The 12,168-nt window shown below is 71.9% G+C and carries 11 protein-coding genes and 1 riboswitch; of the genes, 10 read left to right on the forward strand and 1 reads right to left on the reverse strand.

Features of this window, described 5'->3' with window-relative positions:
- Positions 1 to 231: 231 nt before the first annotated feature.
- The gene (locus ACFWU6_RS31570; RefSeq protein ID WP_383984666.1) at positions 232 to 2,649 is read right to left on the reverse strand and encodes a chitinase C-terminal domain-containing protein; all 2,418 of its coding nucleotides are present in this window, start codon (positions 2,647 to 2,649) and stop codon (positions 232 to 234) included.
- Between the two features lie 290 nt (positions 2,650 to 2,939).
- A riboswitch (FMN riboswitch) is annotated at positions 2,940 to 3,070 on the forward strand.
- Positions 3,071 to 3,220: 150 nt separating this feature from the next.
- Between ACFWU6_RS31570 and ribD the strand changes: the two genes are divergently transcribed.
- From ribD to ACFWU6_RS31620, 10 genes are all read left to right on the forward strand, one after another.
- Positions 3,221 to 4,369 carry a bifunctional diaminohydroxyphosphoribosylaminopyrimidine deaminase/5-amino-6-(5-phosphoribosylamino)uracil reductase RibD gene (gene ribD / locus ACFWU6_RS31575; protein ID WP_383984669.1) on the forward strand — a complete coding sequence of 383 codons (1,149 nt, stop codon included), beginning with the start codon at positions 3,221 to 3,223 and terminating at the stop codon, positions 4,367 to 4,369.
- Positions 4,370 to 5,008: a riboflavin synthase gene (locus tag ACFWU6_RS31580; RefSeq protein ID WP_383812500.1), complete on the forward strand. Its 639-nt coding sequence runs from the start codon at positions 4,370 to 4,372 to the stop codon at positions 5,006 to 5,008.
- Positions 5,005 to 5,658 carry a nicotinamide riboside transporter PnuC gene (locus ACFWU6_RS31585; RefSeq protein WP_383812498.1) on the forward strand — a complete coding sequence of 218 codons (654 nt, stop codon included), beginning with the start codon at positions 5,005 to 5,007 and terminating at the stop codon, positions 5,656 to 5,658. The genes ACFWU6_RS31580 and ACFWU6_RS31585 overlap by 4 nt, the downstream gene beginning before the upstream one ends.
- Entirely contained in the window at positions 5,655 to 6,959 is a 1,305-nt protein-coding gene (locus ACFWU6_RS31590) for a bifunctional 3,4-dihydroxy-2-butanone-4-phosphate synthase/GTP cyclohydrolase II (protein WP_383984672.1), read from the forward strand. The genes ACFWU6_RS31585 and ACFWU6_RS31590 overlap by 4 nt, the downstream gene beginning before the upstream one ends.
- Positions 6,960 to 7,038: 79 nt before the next feature.
- Positions 7,039 to 7,527: a 6,7-dimethyl-8-ribityllumazine synthase gene (gene ribH / locus ACFWU6_RS31595; RefSeq protein WP_150520523.1), complete on the forward strand. Its 489-nt coding sequence runs from the start codon at positions 7,039 to 7,041 to the stop codon at positions 7,525 to 7,527.
- Positions 7,528 to 7,559: 32 nt separating this feature from the next.
- Entirely contained in the window at positions 7,560 to 7,841 is a 282-nt protein-coding gene (locus ACFWU6_RS31600; RefSeq protein ID WP_383812494.1) for a phosphoribosyl-ATP diphosphatase, read from the forward strand.
- Between the two features lie 78 nt (positions 7,842 to 7,919).
- Positions 7,920 to 8,768, forward strand: coding sequence for an ATP phosphoribosyltransferase (gene hisG, locus ACFWU6_RS31605; RefSeq protein WP_383812492.1), 849 nt, complete (start codon positions 7,920 to 7,922; stop codon positions 8,766 to 8,768).
- Between the two features lie 50 nt (positions 8,769 to 8,818).
- The gene (locus ACFWU6_RS31610; protein ID WP_383812490.1) at positions 8,819 to 9,283 is read left to right on the forward strand and encodes a PH domain-containing protein; all 465 of its coding nucleotides are present in this window, start codon (positions 8,819 to 8,821) and stop codon (positions 9,281 to 9,283) included.
- A 199-nt stretch (positions 9,284 to 9,482) separates the two neighbouring features.
- A complete protein-coding gene (locus ACFWU6_RS31615; protein WP_383812488.1) occupies positions 9,483 to 11,003 on the forward strand; it encodes a hemolysin family protein in 1,521 nt (506 codons plus the stop codon).
- Positions 11,000 to 12,079: a hemolysin family protein gene (locus tag ACFWU6_RS31620; RefSeq protein ID WP_383812486.1), complete on the forward strand. Its 1,080-nt coding sequence runs from the start codon at positions 11,000 to 11,002 to the stop codon at positions 12,077 to 12,079. The genes ACFWU6_RS31615 and ACFWU6_RS31620 overlap by 4 nt, the downstream gene beginning before the upstream one ends.
- The last annotated feature ends 89 nt before the right edge of the window (positions 12,080 to 12,168 follow it).

The raw sequence follows: 12,168 nt of genomic DNA on the forward strand, positions 1-12,168 counted from the left end.
GGTGGCCGAAGGCCATCGCGAAGCGACGCGACGACGAAGGAGGAGCGCCCTTGAGGGACCGGCCCGACCCGGAGAGACGATGAGACTGACGGGAACCCCCCATACCTGTTCGCTCCCGTCCCGCCGAAGCCCCGCCCCCACCCCCCCCACGCGTGAGGGCCCGGGGGCCGCCGGGCCACCGGGTCCTCACGCGTTCGGTCTTGCTTGCCGTCACCTACCGGTCACGGGTGATCAGCAGGCGCCCTGGTCCTTCCAGACGCCCCATTCACCGGTGGTGCCGGGTGCTTCGTTCTGCGTCCACCACTGGGCCTTCCAGTTGCGGCCCTGGTGGGAGACGACGTTGCCGCTGTTGTAGACCTGGCCCGCCACGTACGCCGGAGTGGTGCACGTCCCGCCCGGAGGCGTCGTCGGCGGCGTCGTCGGCGGCGTCGTCGGCGGCGTCGTCGGAGGCGTGGTCGGCGGAGTCGTCGGCGGGGTGGTGGGAGGCGTGGTGGGCGGGGTGGTCGGCGGGGTGGTCGGCGGGGTCGTGCCGCCCGGCTGGACCACCGTCGTGCCGCGCGCCAGGTCGCCGGCGAGGGCGTACGTCGTGCCGGAGATGTTCACCGTCCAGTTGGAGGGCGTGGAGACCGGCAGGTAGTAGTTGAACGCCAGGTCGACCGAGGCGCCCGGGGCCAGCGTCTGCCAGGCCGGGAGCTTCAGGGAGACCCGGTGGAAGTCGCCCTTCAGGCCGCCGACGTTGCTGCCGGTGTGGTCGCTGCTGATCACCTTGGTGCCGAAGCCCGACTGGTCCGAGGCGTTGCCCGGGGCGGCGGTCGCGTAGTCGAACTGGAACTCGGTGCCGCCCGGGAGCGTCGCCTGGGTGTTGTTGGTGATCTTGATCTTCGGCGTGATCGGGTAGTTGGAGTCGCCCAGCTTGAACTCGGTGAACTCCGTCTTGATGTCGACGGCCTGCGTCGGCAGGGCCTTGTTGGACTTCTTCGCGCCGTACGGGGCGGCCGACTTGAACTTGTCGTACATCAGCGAGGTGAGCGTGTCGCCCATCTCGTACTGGCCCTTCGCGGCGTTCCAGCCGTAGTCGCCGGCCATCTCCCAGACCATGGTGCCGCCGATGCCGCGACTGACCACGTAGTCGGCCTTGGCCGCCACCGACTGCTCGTCCTCGGTGGAGAGGAAGACCTTCTTCTGGGCGTTCCACAGCCACGGCGCGACCAGCGTCGAGTCGTACTTGCGGGCGTAGGTGCCGGTCAGGGCGGTGTTCGCCGGGAAGCCGTACGTGGTGACGTAGTCGCCGACGATCCCCTTCTCGAGGTTCTTGGCGTGCCACATCGGGTTGGAGCCGGCCGGCGACTCGACGCCGTTGGTGTCCTTGTCGTGCCACAGGTTGTCGATGCCGACGGCGCCGTCACCGCACTTGGTCAGGCCCGCGCCGGCCGGGCAGGTGGTCGCGGAGGCCTTGCCCCACAGGCCGTCGGTGCCGCCCTGCACGTTCTTGTGGCCGCGGGTGTAGTACGGCAGGCCGATGTTGATGCGGCCCGCCGGCATGGAGCCGCGGAAGTAGTGGTAGGCCCAGTCGGTGTTGAGGTATCCGACGCCGCCGTACTGGGAGCTGCCGTAGACGTTCGCGGCGGCCAGCTCGGCGTCCTTGCCGTCGTCGAAGAGCGAGGCGTTCGGGCCGACGTACTCGTTCCAGGCGCCGTGCAGGTCGTAGGACATGATGTTGACGTAGTCCAGATACTTCTGCATCTGGAAGGTCTCCATGCCGCGCAGCAGGTAGCCGGAGGAGGGGGCGGCGACGGTCAGCATGTAGTGCTTGCCGTCGGCGGCGCCGGCCCGGTCCAGCTTCTCGCGCAGGCTCTTCATCAGGACGTCGTAGCCCTTGACGAGGCCGGCGCGGCGGGCGTTGGCCAGCTGCCAGTCGAGCGGGTTCCCCGCGTCCTTCATGGTCGTCGGGTACTCGTAGTCGATGTCGACGCCGTTGAACCCGTACTTGCGGATGAACTCGACCGAGGAGTCCGCGAAGGTGTTGATGCCGGCCTGGTTGACCGAGCCGTCGGCGTTGGTGGCCATCGAGTAGAAGCCGCCGGAGGCGACGCGGTTGCCGTCGTCGCCGAAGTAGCCGCCGGTCTCCGCCCAGCCGCCGACCGAGATCAGCGTCTTGACGTTCGGGTACTGCTTCTTGAACTTCGTCAGCTGGTTGAAGTGGCCTTTGTACGGGAGGGCCGGGTCCATCTCGGCGCCCGCCACGCCCGGCCAGGTCATCCCGGTGGCGGCGTTGTTCGCGTTGTCCGCGCCGACCGAGATCTTGTTGTCGCCGCCGACGTGGGCGAAGGCGTAGTTGATGTGGGTGATCTTCGACCACGGGATGTTGTTGGCGAGGTAGGCGGGGGTGCCGTCCTTGCCGGTGCGCCAGCCGGTGAAGTAGCCGATGACGCGGCGCTGGTGGTCGGTGCCCATCTTCTCGCGGCCCGCGGAGTCGTAGACCGAGCAGTACGGGACGTCGACACCGGCCGTCTTGTACAGGCCGTCGGGGCGACAGCTCTCGTTGTCGGCGGCGTGCGAGACGCCTGTCGAGAGCCCGGCCACCAGCAGCCCGGCGATTGCGGCGCCGGATGCGAGGAGCATCGCTCTCGTACGTGTGGGGGACAGCATGGTGCCTCCTGGGGAGGGGAGGGTGGCAGGGTGTACCTGGACACGACATGAGGCAACTTGGCGTGGGATGGAGCGTGTTGACCCGTGATGTGCGCACATCTGACGGGCCGTTCCCGGGAAGGTGAAGGGAACGTTAAAAGGACTAGACCACCCCGTCAATAGGTCTGGACCAACAGGTCGACTCCCGCACCCCGGAGCGCACCCGGAGCCCCGCCCGTGTGAGCCAGGCCACACCGCTTCACCCACATGGCCGCCGATCGCCCGTGGCAGACTGGCTTCAGTACCAGTAGCAGCGCACTCCGGGGTCGGTGTAATTCCGAACCGGCGGTTATAGTCCGCGACCCGTCCGCAGCCAGCGGCCGGTTGACCAGGTGAGATTCCTGGACCGACGGTTAAAGTCCGGATGGGAGGCAGTGCGCGGCGGGCCAGTCACCGGTACGCCGCCGTCGGCGGTTCGTCGACGCATCCCTGCGGATGCGTACCCTCGGACCGTTTTCCCGGCCTCGGCGTCCCCGTGTGTGCTGTACCGCTTCATCTGTCGTATCCCGACAGGCCCCGGAGTCCGTGCCCGATGTGGCAGGAGGACCCGGTGGCGACACACGCCGCGCACGCAGCACCCGACGCGGACACCCGCGCCATGCGCCGAGCCGTCGAGCTCGCCGCCCGCGGTCTCGGCACCACCAGCCCCAACCCGGTCGTCGGCTGCGTCATCACCGACGCCGCGGGCACCGTCGTCGGCGAAGGCTGGCACGAGCGGGCCGGCAGCCCGCACGCCGAGGTCCACGCCCTGCGCGCGGCGGGCCCCGCCGCCCGCGGCGGCACCGCCTACGTCACCCTCGAACCCTGCAACCACACCGGCCGTACGGGCCCCTGCGCCGGCGCCCTCACCGAGGCCGGGATCAGCCGGGTCGTCTACGCCGTCCCGGACCCGAACCCGCAGGCCAGCGGCGGTGCGGCCACCCTGCGCGCCGCCGGCGTCACCACCCAGGCCGGGCTCCTGGCCGACGAGGCCGAGGAGGGCAACGCCGCCTGGCTCACATCCGTGCGCCGGGGCCGCCCCTACGTCCTGTGGAAGTACGCCGCCACCCTCGACGGCCGCGTCGCCGCCGCCGACGGGACCAGCCGCTGGATCAGCTCCGCCGAGTCCCGCGCCGACGTGCACCGGCTGCGCGCCGAGGCCGACGCCGTCGTCGTCGGCTCCGGGACCCTGCGCGCGGACGACCCGCACCTCGCGGTCCGCGGGAGCGCCGGCGACGTCCGCCAGCCCCTGCGCGTGGTCCTGGACACCCGCGCCACCGTCCGGCCCACCGCCCGCGTCCTGGACGGGGCCGCACCCACCCTGATCGCCGTCGCCGAGGACGCCGACACCCGCCACCTCCCCGGCGTCGAGGTGGCCCGGCTCCCGTCCGGCAAGGACGGCGTCCGCGTGGACGCCGTCCTCGCGGAGCTGCACCGGCGCGGCATCCGCTCCGTCCTCCTCGAAGGCGGCCCGACCCTCGCCGGCGCCTTCGTCGCCGCGGGAGCCGTCGACCGGGTCGTCGGCTACCTCGCCCCGGTCCTGCTCGGCGCGGGCCCCGCCGCCCTCGGCGACGCGGGCATCGCCACCCTCACCGAAGCGCTCCGGCTGCGGATCACCGCGGCCGACCGCATCGGCACCGACCTCCGCATCACCGCCGTCCCCACGACCGCGTCCGTCCCCACAGCCCTCAAGGAGCACTGAGTGTTCACCGGAATCGTCGAAGAACTGGGCGAGGTCACCGCCGTCGAGCAGCTCACGGAAGCCTCCCGCTTCCGCCTGCGCGGCCCGCTCGTCACCGAGGGCGCCAAACACGGCGATTCCATCGCCGTCAACGGCGTCTGCCTGACCGTCGTCGAGACCGCCGACGGCGAGTTCACCGCCGACGTGATGCAGGAGACCCTGAACCGGTCCAGCCTCGGCGCCCTCGCCCAGGGCTCCCGGGTCAACCTGGAGCGCCCCATGGCCCTCGGCGGACGGCTCGGCGGCCACCTGGTCCAGGGGCACGTGGACGGGACCGGCGAGATCCTCTCCCGCACCCCCTCCGAGCACTGGGAGATCGTCAAGGTCGCCCTCCCCGGCACCCTCGCGCGCTACGTCGTCGAGAAGGGCTCCATCACCGTCGACGGCGTCAGCCTCACCGTGGTCGAGGCCGCCGCCGACTGGTTCACGATCAGCCTCATCCCCACCACCCTCGCGCTGACCACGCTCGGCCTCAAGAAGCCCGGCGACCCGGTCAACCTCGAGGTCGACGTCCTCGCCAAGTACGTCGAACGCCTGCTGGCCGCCGGCGTGGACCCCCTGACGGTCCGAGGAGAAGACCCCCGAGGAGAAGACCAGTGAGCGCCCTGACCTGGCTCAACACCGAGGCCTTCGAGGTCTTCGACCAGAAGGTCATCTGGTCCGACATGATCGGCAACCTGATGGGCCTCGCCGCCCTCGCCCTCGGCTGGCGCCGCTCCATATGGACCTGGCCCGCCCAGCTCCTCTCCGGCCTCATCCTGGTCGCCGCCTACGCCTCCGCGAACCTCGCCGGCGGCATCGGCAAGCAGCTGCTCGTCATCTCCGTCGCGATCTGGGGCTGGCGCGCCTGGCAGCTCGGCCGCCGAAAGGCCCAGGACGGCTCCATCGCCGTCCGCACCGCCACCTGGAAGGAGCGGGGCCTGCTCCTCGCCGGCGCGGCGCTCGGCACGCTCGCCGTCGGCGGACTGTTCACGCTCTTCCCGCACCTGTCGTGGAGCCCGTGGGCCGACGCCTACATCTTCGTCGGCACCATCGTCGCGATGGTGGCGCAGGCCCGGGGCCTCGTCGAGTTCTGGTTCGCCTGGCTCCTCGTCGACCTGGTCGGCGTCCCCCTCGCCTTCAACAGCGGCCTGGCCTTCTCCGGCCTCGTCTACGTCGTCTACTTCGCGCTCGTGCTGTGGGGCGCCTACGACTGGTACCAGCGCTCGCGCACCACCCCCGCCCCGGCCATGGAAGGAGCAACGGCATGAACGCCCTCAGGACCCCCCTCACGCCCGTGCCCGACGCCGCCCCGGACGAGCCCTACCGGCTCGACCCCGTCGAGCAGGCCATCCGCGACATCGCCGCGGGCCGTCCCATCGTCGTCGTCGACGACGAGGACCGCGAGAACGAGGGCGACCTCGTCATCGCCGCCGAGAAGGCCACCCCCGAGATCATCGCCTTCATGATGAGCGAGTGCCGCGGCCTGATCTGCGCCCCCATGGAGGGCCCCGAGCTGGACCGGCTCGAACTGCCGCAGATGGTCCAGCACAACACCGAATCCATGCAGACCGCCTTCACCGTCTCCGTCGACGCGAGCGGCGCCCACGGGGTCACCACCGGCATCTCCGCCGCCGACCGCGCCACCACGCTGCGCCTGCTCGCCGACGGGGTCAGCGGACCCGCCGACTTCGTCCGCCCCGGCCACGTCTTCCCGCTGCGCGCCAAGCCCGGCGGCGTCCTGGTCCGCAACGGCCACACCGAGGCCGCCGTCGACCTCGCCCGCCTCGCGGGCCTGCGCCCGGCCGGCGCCATCGTGGAGATCGCGGGCGAGGACGGCGTCATGCTGCGCCTGCCCGAACTGATCCCCTTCGCCCGCAAGCACGGCCTGACGATCATCTCCATCGAGGACCTGATCGCCTACCGCCGCTCCGCCGAACCGACCGTGCGCCGCGAGGCCGAGGTCAACCTGCCCACCGCCTTCGGCGACTTCACGGCGTACGGCTACCGCTCCACCGTCGACGGCGTCGAGCACATCGCCCTCGTCCACGGCGACATCGCAGACGGCGCGGACATCGTGGTCCGCATGCACTCCGAATGCCTGACCGGCGACATCTTCCAGTCGCAGCGCTGCGACTGCGGCCCCCAGCTGCACGCCTCCATGGAGCGGATCAAGGCCGACGGCCGCGGCGTCGTCATCTACCTGCGCGGCCACGAGGGCCGCGGCATCGGACTGCTGTCCAAGCTGCGCGCGTACGAGCTCCAGGAGCGCGGCCGCGACACCCTCGACGCGAACCTGGAGCTCGGCCTGCCCGCCGACGCCCGCGACTACGCCGCCGGCGCGCAGATCCTCGCCGACCTCGGGGTGCACAGCGTCCGGCTGATGACCAACAACCCCGAGAAGTCCGCGGCCCTCGTGCGCCACGGCGTCACGGTCTCGGCCCGGGAGCCGATGCCGACCGAGGCGGGCGAGCACAACCTGCGGTACCTGCGCACCAAGCGCGACCGGATGGGCCACGAGCTGCCCTGGCTGGACGGCGTCGGGACCACGTCCGCCTGCGGGAGCCAGTGACCCGTACGGGCACTGCGCACACCCCCACCCCCGAAGACCCCCACGACCCGTACACCACGAACCACCGAGGAGCAGAGCTGTGAGCGGCAAGGGCGCACCCGAACTGAGCGTGAAGAACTGCGGCGACCTCCGGGTCGCCGTCATCGCGGCCCAGTGGCACGAGAAGGTCATGGACGGACTGGTCGACGGCGCCCTGCGGGCCCTGCACGAGCTGGGCATCGACGAGCCGACCCTGCTCCGCGTCCCGGGCAGCTTCGAGCTCCCGGTCGTGGCGAAGGTACTGGCCGGTCGGGGCTACGATGCGATCGTCGCCCTCGGCGTGGTCATCCGCGGCGGCACCCCGCACTTCGACTACGTCTGCCAGGGCGTCACCCAGGGCCTGGTACAGGTGTCGATCGACACCGGAGTCCCCGTCGGCTTCGGCGTTCTGACCTGCGACAACGACGAGCAGGCGCTGGACCGCGCCGGCCTCGAGGGGTCGAACGAGGACAAGGGGCACGAAGCGGTCACCGCCGCCGTCTCCACCGCCATGACCCTGCGCACCGTGAGCGAACCCTGGCGCCAGTAGACAGCGCGCCAACCCGTATTCTGAGGACCATCATGGCGAACAAACCCCCCAAGAGCTTCGAAGAGCTCTTCACCGAGCTCCAGCTCAAGGCCGCCAACGGCGACCCCAGCACCTCCCGCACCGCCGAGCTCGTCGCCCAGGGCGTCCATGCCATCGGCAAGAAGGTCGTCGAGGAGGCCGCCGAGGTCTGGATGGCCGCCGAGTACGAGGGCAAGGAAGCCGCCGCCGAGGAGATCTCCCAGCTGCTCTACCACGTCCAGGTGATGATGGTGGCGCGCGGGATCTCCCTCGACGACGTCTACGCGCACCTCTAGGCCGAGCCCCGCCGCGGGTCCGCCCGCGCGCCCCGCTCACGCACACCCCTTTCGCCCCTACGCACCAAAGGAAGCCCCATGCTGCGCATCGCCGTCCCCAACAAGGGTTCACTCTCCGGACCGGCGTCGGCGATGCTCCATGAGGCCGGCTACCGCCAGCGCAAGGAGTCCAAGGAACTCGTCACGGTCGACCCGGACAACGAGGTCGAGTTCTTCTACCTCCGTCCGAAGGACATCGCGATCTACGTCGCGTCGGGCAAGCTCGACATCGGCATCACCGGCCGCGACCTGTTGCTGGACTCCGGGGCCAACGCCGAGGAGATCCTGCCGCTGAACTTCGGCCGGTCCACCTTCCGCTACGCCACCAAGCCCGGCACCGCGAAGGGCCCCGAGGACTTCGGCGGCCTGACCATCGCGACCTCGTACGAGGGAATCGTCGGCAAGCACCTCGCCGACCTCGGCATCGACGCCGCCATCGTCCACCTGGACGGCGCGGTCGAGACGGCCATCGAGCTCGGCGTCGCCGAGATCATCGCGGACGTCGTCGAGACCGGCACCAGCCTGCGCAACGCCGGCCTGGAGGTCATCGGCGAGCCGATCCTCAAGTCCGAGGCGACCGTCATCCGCCGCGCCGGCGCCCCCACCGACGACCCCAAGGTCGCGCAGTTCCTGCGCCGCCTCCAGGGCGTCCTGGTCGCCCGCAGCTACGTGATGATGGACTACGACTGCCGCGCCGAGCACCTGGAGCGCGCGGTCGCCCTCACCCCGGGCCTGGAGTCGCCCACGATCTCCCCGCTGCACAACGAGGGCTGGGTCGCCGTCCGCGCGATGGTCCCCGCCAAGGAAGCCCAGCGGATCATGGACGACCTGTACGAGCTCGGCGCGCGCGCGATCCTCACCACCTCGATCCACGCCTGCCGCCTCTGACGCCGCCCGTCCCCGCCGCGACCCTTCTCGCAGAACCGAGCAGACCCACCATGTCCGAGTCCGCCGCCCAGCCCGCCCCGCCCGCCCTGCCGGTCACCTTCCGGCCGACCCGCACCCGGGCCGTCCTGCTGGGCGTCGGGCTCGCCATGTTCGCCACCATCACGGCGATCGCGCTCCTCCTGGAGAACCTCAGCCCGGGGGAGCGGGTCAGCTTCGTCTTCACCGCCGTCCTGCTGACCTCCGTCCTCGTCCTGCTCAGCCGGCCCAAGGTGGTCGCGGACGAGGCGGGCGTCACCGTGGTCAACCTCACCACCACCCGCCGCCTGGAGTGGGCGCAGATCCTGCGCGTCAACCTCCGCCCGGGCGACCCCTGGGTGTTCCTGGACCTCAGCGACGGCACCAGCCTCCCCGTCCTCGGCATCCAGCCCGGGATCGCCAAGGCCCAGGCGATCCGTGACGCGCGCGCCCTGCGCGCCCTCGCCGAGGCCCGCGGAACGGGCGCCGCCGACCACTGAGCCCCCGATCCCCGTGGCCGCCTACCGTTGCGGCCGGGATCTCAATGACTACCCTGGTGGCGGGGCGCAGCACCGCGCCCTCCCACCGGCCCCGGGACCCCGTGGCCCGCGGGCAACTGCAACTTGAGGAGTGACTCCCTCCAGCAATGGACGGATCGTCCGGTAGTACACGCGCCGCCCTCCCCCCGGAGGCGGCGGCATGACCATCCCCCTCCTTCTGCTCATGGCGGCCTTCGTCCTGATCCTCGCCAACGGTTTCTTCGTGGCAGCCGAATTCGGCCTCGTCACCGTCGAGAAGCCCGAGGCGGAACGCGCCGCAGCCGACGGTGACCGCCGTGCCCGCAGGGTCGTCACGGCCCTGCGGGAGCTGTCCTTCCAGCTCTCCGGCACCCAGCTCGGCATCACCATCACCTCCCTCGTGGTCGGCATGCTCGCCGAGCCCGCTCTCGCCGCACTGCTGGCCGGGCCGCTCCTGGCGACCGGCCTCCCCGCGGGAGCCGTCCCCGGCGCCGCCGTCGTCATCGGCATGCTGCTCGCCTCCGCCGTCCAGATGGTCGTGGGCGAGCTCGTACCGAAGAACTGGGCGGTCTCCCGGCCGCTCCAGGTGGCCCGCTTCGTCGCCGGCCCGCAACACGCCTTCTCCAGCGCCTTCCGACCGGTCATCGCCGGCCTCAACGCCGTCGCCAACCGTCTCGTACGGGTGCTGGGCGTGGAGCCGACCGAGGAGATGGCCTCCGCCCGCACCCCCGGGGAACTGGTGTCGCTGGTACGCCATTCGGCCCAGGCGGGCGCCCTCGAACAGGACACCGCCGACCTCTTCGTCCGGACCCTCTCGCTGGGCGAGCTCACGGCCCAGCACGTGATGACGCCCCGGGTGAAGGTCAGCGCCCTGCAGCACACGGCGACCGCCGCCGACGTGCTCAACCTGACCCGCGCCACCGGCCTGTCGCGCTTCCCGGTCTACCGCGACCGCATCGACGAGGTCACCGGCATGGTCCACCTCAAGGACGCCCTCGCCGTGCCCGAGTCCGAGCGCTCGCGCACCAGCGTGCGCCGGATCTGCGTGGCCCCGCTCCTGGTGCCCGGCTCCCTGCCGGTGCAGCCGCTGCTGGAACGGCTGCGCAGCGAACAGCCCATGGCCGTGGTCGTCGACGAGTACGGCGGCACGGCCGGCGTGGTCACCCTGGAGGACATCGTGGAGGAACTCGTCGGCGAGGTCCGCGACGAGCACGACCTCGCGGAGGACGACATCCCCGAACTGGCCGCCGTGCCCGCCGAGGACGGCCGGCCCTCCTGGGAGGCCGACGGCAGCTGCCGGGTGCAGACCCTGCGCCGCATAGGCCTGGAGGTGCCCGAGGGCCCGTACGAGACCGTCGCCGGCCTCGTCGCCGACCTGCTCGGGCGCATCCCCACCCCCGGGGACCGCGCGGAACTCCCCGGGTGGAAGCTGTCCGTCCGCCGGGTGGGCCGCAACCGGGCCGAACGGGTCCGGCTGGTCCGCCTCTCGGCGGTGCCCGCCGCGGGCCCGCACGGCCCCCTCGCCGGGGACACCCGCGCCACGGACCTCCGGACGGCCATCGGCACCGCAACCAGCCTCGCCCCCGCAGCCGGGGGCGGCTCCGGAACCGCCACCGCGGCCGGTCCCGGTCGTGGAACCGGCCCCGGCCGGCACGGCGACCCGGCCGCGCAGCCGGCCGAGCTCGAAGGGGCCGCCCGGTGAACGCCCTCCAGCTCCTCTTCGCGCTGCTCCTGGTCCTCGCCAACGGCTTCTTCGTCGGCGCCGAGTTCGCGCTCGTCTCCGTACGCCGCAGCCAGATCGAGCCGCTCGCGGCCGAATCCAAGCGGGCCCGCCAGGTGCTCCACGGCCTGGAGAACCTGCCGCGCATGATGGCCGCCGCGCAGTTCGGCATCACCGTGTGCTCGCTCACCCTCGGCGCGGTCGCCGAACCGACCGTGGCCCGGCTGCTGGAGCCCGTCTTCCACGCCGTCCACGTGCCCGAGGGCCTGATCCACCCCCTCGGCTACGCGCTGGCGCTCGCCGCCGTGATCTTCCTGCACCTGGTCATCGGCGAGATGGTCCCCAAGAACCTCGCCATGGCCGCGCCCGAGAAGACAGCCCTGTGGCTCAGCCCCGGCCTGGTCGCCTTCGCCCGCGTCTGCGGGCCGGTCACCGCCGCGCTCGGCGCCTGCGCCACGCTGATCCTGCGGCTCTTCGACGTGGAGCCCAAGGACGAGGTCGAGGCCGTCTACAACCGCGCCCAGCTCGGCCGGCTCGTCGACGACTCCCGGCAGGCCGGGCTCCTCGACCCCGGGGAGCAGGAGCGCCTGGAGGACGCGCTGGAACTGGGCAGCCGCCCGGTCATCGACGTCCTGCTGGCGCGCGAGCGCATCGTGACCGTCGCCCCCTCGGTCACCCCCCGCCAGATCGAGCAGCTGACGGTGCGCACCGGCTACTCCCGCTTCCCCGTCCGCTCCGACAGCGGTGCCTTCATGGGCTACCTGCACGTCAAGGACGTGCTCGACCTGGAGGACCGGGAGCGGGCCGTGCCGCAGCGGGTCTGGCGCCGGATGACCACCGTGTGCTCCACGCTCCCGCTGGACGACGCCCTCAGCGTCATGCGGCGCGACGCCACCCACTTGGCCCAGGTCGCCGACCCGGCCGGCCGGGTCCTGGGCCTGGTCGCCATGGAGGACGTACTGGAGATGCTGGTCGGGGAGGTTCGGGACCCGGCGCACCGCACGGGCCCGCCGGTCCGCCGCAGGTCCCGCCAGGACCAGGAGGCCCTGGCGAGCTGACCCCTCCCGCCGTGGGGGGGGGCCGGGCCCGCGCGGACCCCGGCCCTGTCGCCGGAGGAGCGGCGCGGGACGCAGGATAACCAGCGGGC

Origin of the sequence: Streptomyces sp. NPDC058674, assembly GCF_042716505.1 — a bacterium.
Taxonomy (GTDB): Bacteria; Actinomycetota; Actinomycetes; order Streptomycetales; family Streptomycetaceae; genus Streptomyces.